Source organism: Chryseobacterium sp. BGA-UO-ETr-SB22 (assembly GCF_059567885.1).
This window is the reverse complement of the sequence record NZ_JCAQOV010000005.1, coordinates 2,883,403-2,899,376: the sequence shown is the minus strand read 5'-3', so window position 1 is coordinate 2,899,376 and position 15,974 is coordinate 2,883,403. Positions and strand designations below refer to the sequence as shown.

Here is a 15,974-nt window from a genome sequence, read left to right as displayed (position 1 = left end):
TCTGTAGTTTTATTTAGCAGAAATCTCATCAATAAAGATGTAAGCATCTCCTCCTGCTCCCTGGTGCCATTCTGGAAGTTTTCCAAAGTAATATGCTTTTACTTTGATGTATCGGGCTTCAGTAGGAAGAATCTCTGTGGAAAAATCTTTGATCTGTACCTTTTCATCCTTAGGATCAAGGTCATTGTCAATGGTTTTCAGAAGAATAAAATCTTTCCCGTTCATGGAAGCGTAGTATTCCACTTTTTTAGGCATCAGAATCCATGCTCTGCTGTCCTGAAGATAAGTGGAAGATAGTGATTTGATGTGCTGAGGAGATTTAAAATCAATGATTGCTTCAAAATTCTGTCCCTGATAGCCATGCCATTCACCCTTTCTCCAGTTGACATCGCCTCTAATTCCGTCGATAAGAGCCAGCTTTCCGGTAGCACTGTACTGTGGAGTAACTTTAGACAGGATATTAATATCCCAATAATTAGGTCTTCTGTTGAAATTGGCTGTGGTTACAGAACTTTTTTCTCCACTTCTTTCAGCGTAAGCCATTACCTGGGTAGTTTTTGTGATAGAGAATGGTCCTTTATAAACAGAGAAAGTCTTTCTTTTATTGCTGTCACTTTCATCCATGGTCATATAATATACCTTGTCATTTGGATTCAAGGGAGTGATCTCAACTTTGGTAGAAAAATCAAAGATTCGGTCGGCTGCAATCACAGGTGAAGCTGTTTGTTCAGTATATTTAAAGTCCTTAACAGGTTTTACATTTTCGAAACCAAATTTTTTAAGTTCTGCTCTGCCGGTGTTTTTAGTAATGGTTTTTGTTGTGCCATCTTCCAGATGAAGCTTGATTTCATCAAAATAAGGTGTTGTCGTTTCCCATTCCGGTAATCCTGGAGTCACAGAATAAATTCCCATGGAACTTAGAATATACCATGCACTCATCTGACCGCAGTCTTCATTGCCGATCAATCCGTCAGGTGTGTTTTTATAGAAATTATCAAGGATATATTTTATTTTGGCATCTGTTTTTTCAGGTTTGTCAACAAAATTGTACAGGTAAGCAATGTGGTGGCTTGGCTCATTTCCCTGAGCATATTGTCCCATCAATCCTGTGATATCTACCTGCTCTCTTCCTGTTGTTGTATCTGGAGCAGTAAAGATGGCATCAATAAACTGTTCAAATTTTTCTTTTCCACCATGCGCAGCAATAAGTCCCGGAATATCCTGCTGTACAGAATAGGAATAATGCCATGAATTTCCTTCCGTATAATTGTTGTTGACTTCTCTCGGATCAAATGGTTCATACCAGTTTCCATTCTTTCTTGGCTGTATAAACCCTGTTTTAGGATTATAAAGGTTTTTCCAGTTTTGAGAACGCTTCATGAAATATTGGTAATCTTCTTTTTTGCCTAAAATTTTTGCCATTTGGGCAATACACCAGTCGTCATACGCATATTCTACCGTTTTGGAAACACTTTCATGTTCATCATCAATACTGATATAATTATTCTGTTTATAAGCATTCAACCCGAAAATATCCTGCATTGCTGAACCTTTAGCTGCCTGAAAAGCCTTTTCGTAATCAAACCCCTGAATTCCTTTAGCCATTGCATCTGCAATTACAGAAACGGAGTGATAGCCAATCATACATTCTGTTTCATTGGAAGCCAGTTCCCATACCGGAAGTTTTCCACCCTGTTCATATTGTTTGATAAAGGTGTTGATAAAATCTGTAGTTCTTTTTCTGTCGATTAAAGTCATTAACGGATGAGCTCCTCTGAAGGTGTCCCAAAGTGAAAAGACGGTGTAATAATCAAAACCATTTGCCGTGTAGAGTTTATTATCCCTGCCTCTGTATCTTCCGTCAACATCCATATTGATGTTTGGTTGGGTGAAAACATGATACAAAGCGGTATAAAAAACGGCTAATTTATTTTTATCATCAGATTTTACTTCAACTTTTGAAAGTTCCTGATCCCAATTGGCTTCTGCCTGTTTTCTTACAGCTTCAAAATCTTTGGACTGACCTTCTGCCAGCATGTTTTTTCCTGCCCCTTCATACCCTGTAGGAGAAATGGACACTTTTATATTGATTTTTTCTCCTTTTTTAACTTGGGTTGAAAATGCCAGGGCAAGCTTTGTTCCTGTAAAAAGATTGTTTTCCTGTTTTCCGTTACCCTCTTTTTTTGAAATTTTCATTGGCTTTGAAAACTCAATTCTGGCGTAGATGTATTGGTTGGTGGCCCAGGCTTCACTTCTTCTGAAAACCTCAATGGTTTTATCATCAATGATCTTTACTTCTCCTTCCAGAAGTTTATCTCTGTGGTTGAGGTCTAGAATAATATTGGCATCACCTGCAGTATTGAAGGTATATTCATGGTAACCAACTCTTTTTGTCGTTGTCAGACGTACTCCAATATTATGTTTATCTAATTTTACCGCGTAATATCCGGCAGCCGCTTTTTCATTTTTATGCGAAAACTTTGAAGAATACTCTTTACTGTTCAGGCTCGGTTTTCCCATTGTCGGCATCAGCATAATGTCTCCATAATCTGAAACTCCTGTTCCGTTCAGGTGGGTATGAGAAAAACCGTAGATCACGGAATCCGAATAATGATATCCGCTGCATCCGTCCCAGCTTCCATCAATTCTCGTATCTGGAGAAAGCTGTACCATCCCGAATGGAACAATTGCTCCCGGAAAAGTATGGCCATGGCCTCCGGTTCCTATAAAAGGATTCACATATTGGGAGTAATTCTGTGCAGAAATGACCTGAGTAATAAATAAAGAAAATGCTATAAGCCTTTTTTTCATGTTCTGATTTTATAAAGGCGAAGATATTGAAAAACAGTATAACAGAGGTAATAAAACAGAGGGGCAGGTTGTCTTATAGAAAACGATATAATTCATGAAGAAGACATTACTTTCTGTAATCATGCTGTTTCCTGCAGCTGTATTTGCCCAGACGATAGAAGGGAAGATCTCACAAACCGGAAATGCGGTTCCCTATGTTGAGATAATTGCTGTAAAAGGTGAGAAGAAGCAGACTGCTATTTCGGATGAAAAAGGAAATTATTCACTGAAACTTTTAGAAAACGGAATGTATACTATTAAGCTTATCCAGGATGGTGTAGAAATATCCAGTAAGGAACTGGCGGTAAATGATGAGGTAAAACACGATTTTTTTATTGAAAAAAAGAAAGAAAAACAGATCGAAGGAGTTACGCTTACCGCCAGAAAAAAGCTGATTGAGAGAAAAGCAGACAGACTAGTCTTCAATGTTTCCAATTCGGTGGCTTCACAGGGAATGGATGGTGCAGATGCTCTGGCAACAACCCCCTTGGTAAAAGTAGATGAGAATACAGGTGTCTCCATTGTCGGGAAAAGTGGAGTAGCCGTAATGATCAACGACAGGATTTTGAATTTGTCAGATGCAGAGCTCGTTACTTACCTTAAAAGTCTCAGATCTGAAAATATAGAAAAAATTGAAGTCATTACTTCACCTCCTGCTAAGTATGAAGCGCAGGGGAATAGTGGTCTGATCAATATTGTTTTGAAAAAAAATCAGAATCTCGGATGGAGTGGGAGCTTTACTTCCAGTCTGCAGCAGACGACCTATACAGGAAATTCAAACAGCGCAACAGTTAATTATCAAAATGAAAAATTGCGCACTTCATTGAAATTAAGACAAAATAAAAATGAAAAGCATTCTTACGAAAACTATTGGATAGAAGGTGCAGATGGCCTTAAAAGTAACGATAACAGAAGGGATTTTGGAGATGGACTTGGAGCGAATTTAAGTTTGGATTATCAGCTGGGTAAAAAGTCCAATATCGGATTTATTTATGATTTAGGATTCGGGCATTCCAATATGGATATCACGAATACTTCGGACTATTTTCAAAATGGCAACTATACCAATACTTTACTTACTTATGCGGAACACAGAGCTAAAAGTAAACAGCATACGGTGAGTGCTTATTATGATCTTAAATTCGGGAAACAGGACAATAAACTGAGTATTACAGGAAATTATTTTTCCAATACGCCGGAAACGACCATTGATTTTACCACTACAGAAACCTCTGGTGACCGATTTGTTGTAAAGTCGCCATCTATGGTGGATTATAAAATTTATTCCGGGCAGGCAGACCTTACATTGCCTTATCAGTTTGCAAAGACAGAAGCTGGGGTGAAATTCACCAATTTTGATAATAATTCTAATATTTTCTATCAGAATTTGACAAATGGAGATTACATTACAGATCCTCTGAAAAGCAATGAGTTTGAGTATAATGAGAAAAATTATGCGGCTTATATCAGTTTTGAAAAGTCTTTCAATGAAAAATGGTCGGCAAAAGCAGGCTTACGGTATGAATATTCTGTAGTCAACGGGAATTCTTTAACTTCAGGTCAGCAGAACGAAAATTCTTACGGAAAATTTTTCCCTACAGCTTATATCAGCTATAAAAGCAATGAGAATCATACATTCAACCTGAATTATTCCAAAAGGATCAACAGATCGGGATTCCGTGCTATCAATCCGTACCGATGGTATATCAATATCAATTCTTATTTTACCGGAAATCCTTTTCTGAAGCCCTCTATTAATCATAATTTCGAATTTTCTTATGTCTATAAAGGAAAATTATCTGCATCCGCTTATTTTCAGAGAACATTGGAGGCATTTGGCCAATTGGCGAATCTGAAAGGCGAAAACAGGGTAAGTACTTTTGAAAACTATTACAATCAGAATAGCATGGGAGTTTCGCTTAACTATTCGGATACTTTTTTCAAAAAATGGGAGGCTAATTATTCTGCCAATTATTCTTATATGAATACGGATGTTTTTGCCACTGATGCGTTGTCCAGAAAAGGGAGCAGTTATGATTTCGATTTTCAGAATAATATATCACTCAACTCAAGCAAAACGATACAACTGATCCTGAATTACTGGTTTCGTCTGCCTTCCAATTCCGGAAATTCATATATGAAGTTTGCCGGCAATTTTACGTCAGGTCTGAAACTGAGCTTTATGGAAAGAAGTCTTCAGCTGAATGTGTTTGTTTCTGATATTTTGAAGCAAGGGAAGAGTCTGGGAGAAATCTATTATACCACCGGAACTCATTCATACAATAATTATTACGATGCCAGAAGGCTTACGGTATCTGCAACGTATACTTTTGGAAATAAAAAAGTAAAAGGTACAGACCGCAATGTAAGATTTGATGAAAAAAACAGAGCGAACTAATTACTTGCATTTAAGTCACAAAAGAATTCTAAAACTTAAGTTCTTTTTTATGATTCATGTCATTCTGAATGAAACGGAGTGAAATGAAGAATCTCATTGCAGAAATGCTTAGACTTCTCCTTCAAAGAAAGCATTGAGATATTCTTCCTTATCTTTTTCTTCTCTTTCAGAACCCAGGTATTTTTTCCAGGACTGGGATTCATGATAGACAATGCCCATTTCCCAAACACAGTAAGTAGGGAGGTGGGTTTTGTTTCTGTCCCATATTTCAAAGTTGCCGGAACCGTCATAATAAACACTTTCCCATAATTCATTTTCATTTCGCCAGGTACATACTAACAGAAGGTAGTTTTCTCCACAACGGTGCATGATGATAAATCCAAGATCATTAATGTTTTGAAAGTCTTCTTCTGCATTTTCAACACATAATCGGGCATTGTGAATCTCCTGTGGAGAGATTTCTGCCGGATCCTCGGCCAGATCGTACCATTTGAATTTCGTTTTTCCGACCGTAAAAATTCCTTTTGGCAGTGCATATTTAGAAGGGTAGGTATTGGCTTTCATAATAATTATTTTACAATGATAATGGTGTTGATAAATCTAATTATTTTATTTTAAATAGCTATTCATAACTATTTTTATTAACGGATAAAATACCACAAAAGTGTTATTTGAATCAAATCGTAAATTTCATACATTTGATTGTAAACTAATAATTTTCTGTTCTTATATTCAAAAAAAACCTTAATACAAGAACATTAGGAAAACCAACACCAACTCAATACAAAATATGATGGAAACACTATTTTTTTACCTTTTGCTGCTCGTTGCAGTTACGTTTCTGATATTTTACTTCAAAGACAGTTTCTATTCTGCTAAAAAAGTGAAAATATTCAAAGATGTTGATGAGAAATATCCCTATTACTTTATTCCCCAAAAACCTGTCAAATGGTTTGATTTTACCGGGTTGATGAATAGTTTCAGAATGGTTTCTCTTTCTGCAGACATCCTTTCTATCATTGATAAAAGAGAAATGCAGACCGCTTTGGGAAAAGATACCGGCAGGGAGCTGACAGAGAATAATTGTGATGAATCGGAAGATGAATTCTGGTTTGATTTCATTGCAGACACTGGCGATGGTTTTGATGCTACTACCTCTGTTTTTTATCATTTGACGAGAGATAACTATACCTATTCTTTTAAAAATGAATTCAACAGGGATGTTGAAGATGAGGCTGAAATCAAACTGAAAAGAGGATCTGTTTTGGTCGTGGGAGGGGATCTGGTGTATCCCGTAGGCTCTGAAACCAATTATAGAGACCGTTTCAAAGGACCTTTAAGACTTGTCGCTCCTGATACAAGAGAGGCTGGCCCGATACTTATTGCAACACCGGGGAACCATGACTGGTACGATGGTTTAAGTGCTTTTTTCAGGCTGATGTGCCAGAGAAGTAAAATCAGTGATTACAGAACCGTACAGAACAGGAGCTATTTTGCCTATTCACTAAGGGACAATGTTCATTTAATGGGTATTGACAATCAGTTACTGGGTGATATTGATATTCCTCAAATGACTTTTTTTACGGAATATGTCGAAAAAATTTCAAAAGGAAATGATACTAACCATGTTATACTGCTTATTGCAGAACCTTATTGGTATAATTATCAGATAAAAGACAGACACAAGAGAAGACAGCGTATGGATAGCCTCGAATATATCATCAGAACGATGAAAGAAGCTGTTAGAAAACTGGAGGCAAGTAATATAAAATCAGAGATTATTTTTGATGTAGTGCTTACAGGAGATATTCATCATTATTCACATTATAAATTAGATGAAAATGAAAAAGGCTATGATAAAGAGATCAAACATTATATTACCTCAGGAGGAGGTGGCGCTTTCGGGCATATTACCGATTTTTTAAAAGATACCATCACTCTTCCTATCTTGCAAAATACAACGACTACAGAGCTGACGTATAAACTGGATGGAAGATATCCGTCTAAAGAAAAATCCGGTAAAAAAACATTCTGGAACCTTATTTTCTTTATCATCAATTATGAATTTACCGTATTGCTGTTTTTTCTCTCATTAATTGTTACCTATATCCATTGTTACTCAGATTCTATTTTGAAAGGGTTGATTTTATTTTTAATTCCTGTGATCTTTCATTTTACCATCACCAAAATCACCAATACAGAATGTTCCGAGAAAGAAAAATGGACGAGCAAAATTCTAAGGGGATTTTTGTTTGTGTTGTCATTTGCTATTCAGTGGTTTGTATTTATGAAACTTCCAACGTATGGATTTGCCTTTTTAGAGGACAGCCATTTGTCTTTTATTCATATAGATGAAATAAAAAGCTTTTTTAAAATTCCGCCGGGATGTGATTATTTTGTTTCTCAGCTGATCATTTCCGCCCTTTTGCAATCCATACTTTTTGGATGGTATATTCTTTTCGGATATCATTTTTTTAAATTGTATGTCACTGAAATCTCATCCGGAAAAATAAACACCGGAAATAAAAACTTTCTGAAGTTTAAAATAACGGATAACGAAATTGTCATCTATGTCGTTGCTATAAAAAAAACATACCCATGGATGAATTTATTAAAAAAGAAACAGGCTTCCCACCTGCAAAAAGAGATGCTTACGGAGGATCCGAAGAAATTTATAAAAGATAATTTCAAGCTGGATCCGGATAAAAATGTGAAAATTATTGATAAAATAACCATTTCATTATAACCTCAACTTCAAAATAACTATAACCTTAAAAACGAACCTCATGGAAACTAATTTTAAAAAACCTGCTCAGGATGATCATAACGGAGTGCTGATCTCTTATTACCAACTGCGAATGTTTATCGGATTACTTGGGTTTCTCCTTTCATTTCTTCTTTTTATAACCACCTATTTTCTCAATGATGAACATCCGCTCAAAGTAAGCATCAGCCATTATTACTACAGTTTCGGACATGTGATCTTTGTAGGAACATTATGTATTCTGGGCGGATTATTCGCTACTTACAGGGGAAAAGATAAATATGAAAATAGGCTTTCAAATTTTGCAGGCATAATGGCGGTACTGGTGGCTGTCTTTCCAACAAACTTTAAAGGGTATGGAGGAAATATTTATATTACGATTGATAAAGCAAATTATCAGGAATGGTTCAGCTGGGCTCACTATATCAGTGCAGGACTGCTTTTTGTGTCTTTTGCTGTTTTTTGTCTTTATTTCTTTCAGAAAAGTGATAAACAACAGGATGGTGAACCTATTTCCGAAGAAGAAGCGCTTAAGAAAAGCCGTAGAAACCTATATTATAAATTCTGTGGCTGGGGAATACTTATCAGTCTTGCCTGCATTGGGCTCATCGCTCTTTTAGGAGATGATTCGGCTTCTGCGAATAAATTTCTGATTTATTCTACCCTTATTTTTGAGACCACATCACTGTTTTTCTTCTCTACTTCCTGGCTGTTAAAATCCAGTGAATTCTGGAATAAAAATATTCCATTAGTGACCTATTTCAGGTAATAATTTGTAGAGACATAAAAGTCTGAAAGTCTGGGTTTACAAAAGAATTTATCTATGATAGTGTTTACTTATTCTAAATAGGTGAAAAATGCGTAAATTTGTAAACAATTTATATTTATATGTTGACGAAAGAAAAGGTTCAGGATTTCCTTAAAGAAATAGAAGTAGACGATTTGGTGAATAATTTTCAGATTATGGGTGATGATGTTTATATAGACATGACTGCTCATTCGCCTGCAATGCATGAAAAGAAAAAACTGGAGGCTGCAATGAAACAGGCTTTTGCCAGTGAGTTTGGAGAAAACGTTCATTTAAAACTTAAAATCGTTTCTCCGGAGCCTAGTGAAATTCAGCAAAGTCAGATCAAAGGAAAACAAATTCCGGGAATTCAAAATATTATTGCTATTGCTTCCGGTAAAGGAGGCGTAGGAAAATCTACAGTTTCTGCAAATATGGCAGTAACGTTAGCTAAAATGGGCTTTAAAGTAGGGTTATTAGATGCTGATATCTATGGTCCTTCAGTTCCTACCATGTTTGATACAGAAGGGGAGAAACCTATTTCTGTAGAAGTGAATGGAAAGAGCATGATGAAACCTGTTGAGAACTATGGTGTGAAAATGCTTTCAATAGGATATTTCTCCGGAGCCAATCAGGCAGTAGTGTGGAGAGGTCCTATGGCTTCTAAAGCACTGAATCAGATGATCAGAGATGCTGCATGGGGAGAATTGGATTTCTTACTAATAGATCTTCCTCCGGGAACAGGTGACATCCACTTGTCAATTATCCAGGAAGTACCGGTAACAGGTGCGGTGATCGTAAGTACACCTCAGCATGTTGCATTGGCAGACGTAAGAAAGGGTATTGCTATGTTCCAGATGGAAAGCATCAATATTCCTGTTCTTGGATTGGTAGAAAATATGGCTTATTTTACACCGGAAGAACTTCCTGAAAATAAATATTATATCTTTGGCAACCAGGGAGCGCAATATTTAGCTGAAGATCTGGGAATTCCTGTATTGGGAGAAATTCCATTGATCCAAAGCATCAGAGAAGCAGGAGATGTAGGAAGACCGGCTGCGCTTCAGGAAGGATCTAAAATTGCAGATATCTATACAGAAACTGCCAGAAAAATGATAGAAAGCTTAGTGGAAAGAAACAAAAGTCTTCCTCCTACTGAAGCTGTGAAGATTTCAACAATGGCAGGATGCTCACCAAAAGCAAAATAATAATAACTTTCAATAATTTTGAAAGTACCAAATTGAACTGAAAAATATGGAAACAAACATAACGCACGAAGATACAGTAACAAGAGTAATGGAAGCTCTGGAAAGCATCAGACCGTTTTTGAACAAAGATGGTGGTGATATTGAGCTTATTGATGTGAAAGATAATCAGGTGTTTGTGAAACTTTTGGGTAACTGTTCCGGATGTTCGTTGAATTTCTCAACCCTGAAATTAGGTGTTGAAAATACCATCAAACAACATGCGCCAGAAATCGAAAAGGTAATCAACGTAGAGTAAAATTATATCTGAGATATTTTTAAAATACAGACCTCATTGAGGTCTGTATTTTTTTTGTATAAAATGATGATGAATATAGTTTCCCAACCTCATAGGTTTCTGATTACAAAATTAATTCAGTAGAACTTTGACATTATAATCTTCAAAAATCTCAACAATTTGTGTAAACTTTGTTTTCAGTATTGCTTTACTTCTTTTATGATTAAGCCAATTGATTTCTGAGATGGATTTTACTCCGAAATCTCCACGAAGACAATCATATAATGAATATAAATTACGTCCGAAATATCCTGAAGTTCCATGGATTTCCTCTCCTAATGTGCAGAAAAAACCATCTAAACTATGGAATTCATTTCCATCAATCTGAATGTTAATATTTTCTCTGATTGTTTCAGGTTTACAAGAATGTAAAGCATAAACAAGCCACCCCTGAAGTTCGTCTTTTCTAAAGCTTTTCCAGATGTTTTTTTCAATCATTTTATTATTGAGTTTCATGTCCAGAGCTTTTTGATACCCTTTAGGACTGGTCCATGCAAAACCAGTTAGAATGATGTTTTTTTTTGATCTGCTTATTTTTATATTGCTGATAAAAGTACCTGATATAATGTTATTTTCCTGATCAAGGTTGTAAATGAAACCATTGTTTTCATAAATTTTAGAGGCATTTTCTATAGCAGAAATAATACTGTGTACGTTATGAACATTCACCAGCCTTACTTTTTTATAAGCAATAGGATTAGCTCCTTCAATATTCTTTACCTGATCTATGAATGTGATAATTTCAGGATCATTTCCTGTATCTAATGCAAATCCAAACATGCAACGTGTCTTTTCTAACTATTTTTATTGTTTTACGACTTTATTTCCCACTCCGGTAAGAGAAACATCCGGTTTTCCTGATTTTGTTCCGGAAGTCCGATAATAGACTATATTGCCACCACCTTCTATGGTTACTTTGTCTACTTTATCAATGTATACTTTATTGCCGGTTCCGGAAACAGCAATCTTTTTTGCACTTCCTTTGATGGTTACCGTGTTATCACCGCCTTCCACCTCAGCAGTTCCTTCGTTGAGTGTATAATTGAGTTTGTGGCCCACACCTTCTACCTGTATGGTTTTATCATTGTCTGTTTTCTCTACTCCTTTTGTAGATTCTGTTTTTCTGGATTGTGAAAAGGCAGTACCTGTTCCCAGTAACAGGATAGCCAGAATTCCTGCTGTCTTAATACTTTTCATTGTGAATTTGGTTTTGTTAAGGGTAAATATAAAAATAAAATGATTTTTTCATGCATTTTAAAAGTTAAATCATCTTAAATTTCCAGGTAACAAAAAAGCCCCGGAAGATCCGAAGCTTTTCAATCAACTAAATAGTATATGTTTACTTTACAATAACTCTTTTGATTTGCCCTTCTGACGTTTTTACAAGGTAAACACCAGTAGAAAGATTGGATGTGCTTATTGTTAAAGCATTCTTTTCTTTTCCGATTAATTTTCCGGAGATATCATACAACTCATAATCCTGTTTTCTGTTGAAGTAAAGTGTATTTCCTTTGTTCACAGGATTTGGGAATATGTTGAAGGTTGCCTGTTCAGTTTTTGTTTCACCAGTTCCCAGCGTAGCCGGAGTAGCCACTTCATACATGGATAATGTTCCGCTGATCTCGTTGGCAATAATCACATACCCTTTATTGGTAGTTGTGTTTTCAGGCGCAATATAGATGATTCCTTCAGGGCCGTTGTCTCCTCCGTAAGCTGAAGTAGAACGGGAATGTTTATAATCGGTGAAAGTAGGGTTGTTAGGATCTGTGATATTATACACCATAACGCCTCCGGTTCTTTCTAATGTGATAAAAGCATAGGTCTGTCCGCTGATATTTCCTAATGCTACACCTTCAGGTTCAGGACCTTTTGCACGGCTTCTGTTTTTAACAGCATTAGATTCATTATCTGCATTAAAAATTAACGGCTGATAGGCTGCAATATATCTTTCAAACTGATCTCCACTGTCATATACAATCTGTTTGGTATCAGCATTGAAAATAGAGAACGAACGCGCTCCCAAAGCCGATATTTCTTCAAATTCTGCATCTCCGTCTGTATTTCCTGTAGCAGATGAAACCCTGAATCTTCCAAGGTTATAAGAAGCCTTTAAAATACTTGAATTCGGGAAAAGTACAGGATCTAAAATATAGCTGTTTGCCCCCACAGTGGTTCTTTCGCTGTATCCTGAAAGGTCTTTTTCATCCCCTTCATTGGCTGTTACAATATAATGGGTGCTTCCTACTTTATAGTTCTGTACCGCATCCGGAACGTAATAAGTTTTTACCGGCCAATTGGCAATTAAAACCTCTCCATTATTGTCCGAAGCATCAAAACCATTCCCCGGAAGGCTCATGTCTTTTTTACCTAATCCCCAGATTCCTGTGATGGTTTTAGTCGCCAGGTTAATTTCAGCAACAGCATTGTTTTCCTGAAGTGTTACCCATGCTTTCTGACTGTCAGAACTGATGGTCACGTATTCAGGTTCCAGATCCTGAGAAAGAGTATTGTTGGTTCTTACCTTTCTTAAACCTGTAGCTGTTAATGCAGCAAGCTGAGACTCAAAACTGTTGAAATTGAGAGTCGTTACATTACTTTGCGTAAGATTTCCGATACCGCCGGAAATGTCAATGATACTGATTGTTCCCTCGGGATCTACGGTATAAGCATCATTAGGTTCGCCTTCGTTGGCTGTCACAACTTTTGTTCCGTCAGGGGAGAAGGTGATCATATCCGGTAAAGCTCCTACACTTACCTGCTTCAGGAAGTTTCCGTTAATATCGAAAAATATTACAGAACCATTTTGCTGAGGATCGGTATTAGGAGAAGCGGCTGCAATGATTCCGTTTTTCACAGCAATACTTGTGATTCCGCCATAAGCAGCCATATTAACTGTTTTTACAACGGATGGAATGGCCGGATTACTGAAATCAATAATGTCAAAAACATCTGTAATAGAGCTTATTGTGAATAAACGTTGAGTTGATGCATCATGAACTACAATTTCCGTAGAACTGTTATTATTTCCTGAAGGATCAAAACTTCCGAGATAATTCAGTTGGATCTGATGAGAAGGTACTGGTGCTGCTTTATCATTATCTACAATATAAACCGTTGCAGTATTGTCTCCGGAAATAGTTGCTCCGGTAGGATTTTCAAGGCTTACCACAAAATATTCGGCCTGCTGTTCTGCCACTGTGTCATCAATAATAGGAATGTTAACGGTATAACTCGTCGTAGATGGAGTGATGTTAATCGTCTGGTTGGCTAAAGTAAAATCATTAGCATCAGCGGTACTGAACGGTGCCGGTTTTACAACAAGATTTACCGTAGCCGTTGATGGATTGGTGATATTGATTTTAAATGCAAGATTTCCTGCATTTTCATTGACTTTAATGAAGTTTTTTTCCAGAGAAATCGTAGTTCCAGCTGTAGTGAAAGTACTGGATGTAACGGCAGTAATCCCATTATCACTGAAATCTTCTACCGTATTGGGCTTCAGTGCTACATAATAAGTTTGTCCTGGTACCAGCCCTGCAGTTGGGATCACAGTGATCATATTATTGCTAAAGGTCGTCGTAAAAGGAATGGGTGTTCCTGCAGCATTTCCAAGACGAAGTTCTATAAGATTTTGAGCATTAGAATTATTGATCGCAGAATTATCTGTTAATCTTACATTTTCATTAAAAGTTAATGTAGGATTTACAGTAGTTGAAGCATTATTGGTATTATGAGCAGGAAGGTAAGCGACTGTTGGTGGAGTGGTGTCAGCACCTCCGGCTGGAGCAGCATCTACCGTAAAGTTATCAAAACGGTTGTTACCTCCGGTTCCGCCTCCTGTTGCTGAGAATTCAACTTTTAATTTAAAATTAGGATTGTTATTTACTCCTTGTATGGCAGAGAAATCAAGAGTAACCAGTTGAGGATTGGCATCCTGGGGATTCACGGTCTGAAACTGTACAAAAGTAGTTCCGTCTGTTGAATAAGACCATGTCTGAGTACCTGCTCCCTGTCCTGATCTTCGGGTAGTGAACTTAGCAATAACATTGTTGTATCCTGTGGTAGGCAGATTAAACTGTAATCCTCCTCCAATTGGATTATTGAACCTTAAATGGGTTCCGGATGCATCTCCATTTCTGGCATTTAAATTTTCATCACTAAAATTCTGCCCGGTACCACCTGCAAAATCTATTATACTTGTACCTCCTGCTATAGCTGCAAGAGAACCATTCACCATGGTAGAAGATGGTGCAGTGACTGTGGCAGCAGAAGTGTTATTGTTGAAATTCCAGTAATGAATCAGTGTTTGTCCGAAAAGACCGCTCTGAAAAAAGAATGCGGCAATCACAGACCCTTTTAATAGGTAGTTGTTGATCATTTTTTACTTTAATTAGGTAAATGCAAAAATGAACTTTATGTTTCGTAACTATTTTAATGGAATTTTAAGAAATGTTTAAAAAATAGGTTTGTTTCCGATAAAAGATAAAATTATGTTCGATTGAGGGTTTGTAGGATGTATTTATTTTCCTGATTTTCCGGAGAAATTTAAAATTGTTCCTGACTTATTTTCTTCCAATGGGTGTTTCTGCATATAAAAATATCCTGAAACGGCAGTCACAAGCAAGAGTAAAAAAATAACCAGAACAATTCTTCTTAACATGTCTCTCATATCGCTAAATTTTTAATATCTCTAATTTCTAAAGTAGATGTGGGGTATCCTTTTTGTGTCACATTGATCATTGCTCTACCCACTTCCTGTAAAGTTAATGATTTTGATTGGAAAAAAACAGGAAAAATCCAAATAAAAGGTTTAAAAAACCATTTTACATTCAATTGACCATCAACGGGTTTCATGAATCCGGGACGAAAATTGTAAGCCCCTTTGAACTTCATCTTTTTCAAATCATTTTCTGTTCTGCCTTTTACTCGTGCCCACATCAATTTTCCACTCTCAGTACTGTCTGTGCTTGCTCCAGACACATAGTTGAAAACTATTTCCGGATTTTGATTCAAAACGGCTTTTGCAAAGTGCAGGGTTGTATCATAAGTGATTTTGGTGTAGTCTTCTTCCTTAATGCCCATACTGCTAATTCCTGCACAGAAAAAACAGGCGTCATAGCCTTTCAGTTTTTCATCATTTATATCTATGGATAAAAAGTCTGGGACAAGATATTCTTTCAGTTTGGGATGTGATTTTCCGGAGGGTTTTCTGCTTATGCTGAGGATTTCAGAAACATTAGGATTCTCAAGACATTCCATTAAAACGCCTTCACCTACCATTCCTGTAGCTCCTGTAAGAATTATTTTGATTGAGTTCATTGTTTTGCTATTGATATTGGTATGACGAATGGGGATGAGGTTTTACTTTAAATTTTGGTAAAATTTTTAATAAAAGATAAAAGATAAAAGATAAAAGATAAAAGATAAAAGATAAAAGATGTTGGTGTTAAAATTCAATAGGGCTGGGTTTTAACCCATCTGACAAAAAAATGATTCATCTATTGGCTTTAGCCAAAACTTAATAACAGAAGAGAATATAGAGATTGCTTCGTCGCTTCGCTCCTCGCAATGACAATGCGGGATGGATGCCAAAATAAAAAGCCAACACAAAAAATGGCTGGCTTTACTATATT

General features: G+C 36.6%; 12 protein-coding genes. 5 read left to right on the top strand and 7 right to left on the bottom strand.

Annotated features, from left to right (window positions below; genetic code table 11):
* Positions 1–9: 9 nt before the first annotated feature.
* Positions 10–2,811: a GH92 family glycosyl hydrolase gene (locus AC57AW_RS20460; protein ID WP_496353367.1), complete on the bottom strand. Its 2,802-nt coding sequence runs from the start codon at positions 2,809–2,811 to the stop codon at positions 10–12.
* 94 nt (positions 2,812–2,905) lie between these two features.
* Between AC57AW_RS20460 and AC57AW_RS20455 the strand changes: the two genes are divergently transcribed.
* Positions 2,906–5,248, top strand: a complete 2,343-nt coding sequence (locus AC57AW_RS20455) for a TonB-dependent receptor domain-containing protein (protein WP_496353366.1) — start codon at positions 2,906–2,908, stop codon at positions 5,246–5,248.
* Between the two features lie 108 nt (positions 5,249–5,356).
* Here the strand turns inward: AC57AW_RS20455 and AC57AW_RS20450 are convergent, their stop codons facing one another.
* Positions 5,357–5,812 carry a hypothetical protein gene (locus tag AC57AW_RS20450; protein WP_496353365.1) on the bottom strand — a complete coding sequence of 152 codons (456 nt, stop codon included), beginning with the start codon at positions 5,810–5,812 and terminating at the stop codon, positions 5,357–5,359.
* Between the two features lie 226 nt (positions 5,813–6,038).
* On the opposite strand from AC57AW_RS20450, the gene AC57AW_RS20445 reads away from it, so the two are divergent.
* The 4 genes from AC57AW_RS20445 (at position 6,039) to AC57AW_RS20430 (ending at position 10,302) form a co-directional block, all read left to right on the top strand.
* Positions 6,039–7,994, top strand: a complete 1,956-nt coding sequence (locus tag AC57AW_RS20445; protein ID WP_496353364.1) for a metallophosphoesterase family protein — start codon at positions 6,039–6,041, stop codon at positions 7,992–7,994.
* 40 nt (positions 7,995–8,034) lie between these two features.
* Positions 8,035–8,781 carry a hypothetical protein gene (locus AC57AW_RS20440; protein WP_496353363.1) on the top strand — a complete coding sequence of 249 codons (747 nt, stop codon included), beginning with the start codon at positions 8,035–8,037 and terminating at the stop codon, positions 8,779–8,781.
* A gap of 119 nt (positions 8,782–8,900) precedes the next feature.
* A complete protein-coding gene (locus AC57AW_RS20435) occupies positions 8,901–10,007 on the top strand; it encodes an Mrp/NBP35 family ATP-binding protein (RefSeq protein WP_496353362.1) in 1,107 nt (368 codons plus the stop codon).
* Positions 10,008–10,053: 46 nt separating this feature from the next.
* Positions 10,054–10,302: a NifU family protein gene (locus AC57AW_RS20430; protein WP_002977212.1), complete on the top strand. Its 249-nt coding sequence runs from the start codon at positions 10,054–10,056 to the stop codon at positions 10,300–10,302.
* A 111-nt stretch (positions 10,303–10,413) separates the two neighbouring features.
* Here the strand turns inward: AC57AW_RS20430 and AC57AW_RS20425 are convergent, their stop codons facing one another.
* The 5 genes from AC57AW_RS20425 to AC57AW_RS20405 form a co-directional block, all read right to left on the bottom strand.
* A complete protein-coding gene (locus AC57AW_RS20425) occupies positions 10,414–11,121 on the bottom strand; it encodes a barstar family protein (protein ID WP_496353361.1) in 708 nt (235 codons plus the stop codon).
* A 24-nt stretch (positions 11,122–11,145) separates the two neighbouring features.
* The gene (locus AC57AW_RS20420; RefSeq protein WP_496353360.1) at positions 11,146–11,538 is read right to left on the bottom strand and encodes a DUF3060 domain-containing protein; all 393 of its coding nucleotides are present in this window, start codon (positions 11,536–11,538) and stop codon (positions 11,146–11,148) included.
* Between the two features lie 142 nt (positions 11,539–11,680).
* Complete coding sequence (locus AC57AW_RS20415) at positions 11,681–14,719, bottom strand: choice-of-anchor I family protein (RefSeq protein ID WP_496353359.1); 3,039 nt, start codon at positions 14,717–14,719, stop codon at positions 11,681–11,683.
* A 141-nt stretch (positions 14,720–14,860) separates the two neighbouring features.
* Positions 14,861–15,010, bottom strand: a complete 150-nt coding sequence (locus tag AC57AW_RS20410; RefSeq protein ID WP_318846855.1) for a hypothetical protein — start codon at positions 15,008–15,010, stop codon at positions 14,861–14,863.
* Positions 15,007–15,660 carry an NAD-dependent epimerase/dehydratase family protein gene (locus AC57AW_RS20405; RefSeq protein ID WP_496353358.1) on the bottom strand — a complete coding sequence of 218 codons (654 nt, stop codon included), beginning with the start codon at positions 15,658–15,660 and terminating at the stop codon, positions 15,007–15,009. The genes AC57AW_RS20410 and AC57AW_RS20405 overlap by 4 nt, the downstream gene beginning before the upstream one ends.
* Positions 15,661–15,974 lie beyond the last annotated feature (314 nt).

Bases quoted from the DNA above. Each gene is read 5' to 3' on its own strand.
- AC57AW_RS20415 (WP_496353359.1), bottom strand. From the start codon at position 14,719: ATGATCAACAACTACCTATTAAAAGGGTCTGTGATTGCCGCATTCTTT.
- AC57AW_RS20460 (WP_496353367.1), bottom strand. From the start codon at position 2,811: ATGAAAAAAAGGCTTATAGCATTTTCTTTATTTATTACTCAGGTCATT.
- AC57AW_RS20445 (WP_496353364.1), top strand. From the start codon at position 6,039: ATGATGGAAACACTATTTTTTTACCTTTTGCTGCTCGTTGCAGTTACG.
- AC57AW_RS20435 (WP_496353362.1), top strand. From the start codon at position 8,901: ATGTTGACGAAAGAAAAGGTTCAGGATTTCCTTAAAGAAATAGAAGTA.
- AC57AW_RS20405 (WP_496353358.1), bottom strand. From the start codon at position 15,660: ATGAACTCAATCAAAATAATTCTTACAGGAGCTACAGGAATGGTAGGT.
- AC57AW_RS20420 (WP_496353360.1), bottom strand. From the start codon at position 11,538: ATGAAAAGTATTAAGACAGCAGGAATTCTGGCTATCCTGTTACTGGGA.
- AC57AW_RS20440 (WP_496353363.1), top strand. From the start codon at position 8,035: ATGGAAACTAATTTTAAAAAACCTGCTCAGGATGATCATAACGGAGTG.
- AC57AW_RS20450 (WP_496353365.1), bottom strand. From the start codon at position 5,812: ATGAAAGCCAATACCTACCCTTCTAAATATGCACTGCCAAAAGGAATT.
- AC57AW_RS20455 (WP_496353366.1), top strand. From the start codon at position 2,906: ATGAAGAAGACATTACTTTCTGTAATCATGCTGTTTCCTGCAGCTGTA.
- AC57AW_RS20430 (WP_002977212.1), top strand. From the start codon at position 10,054: ATGGAAACAAACATAACGCACGAAGATACAGTAACAAGAGTAATGGAA.
- AC57AW_RS20425 (WP_496353361.1), bottom strand. From the start codon at position 11,121: ATGTTTGGATTTGCATTAGATACAGGAAATGATCCTGAAATTATCACA.
- AC57AW_RS20410 (WP_318846855.1), bottom strand. From the start codon at position 15,010: ATGAGAGACATGTTAAGAAGAATTGTTCTGGTTATTTTTTTACTCTTG.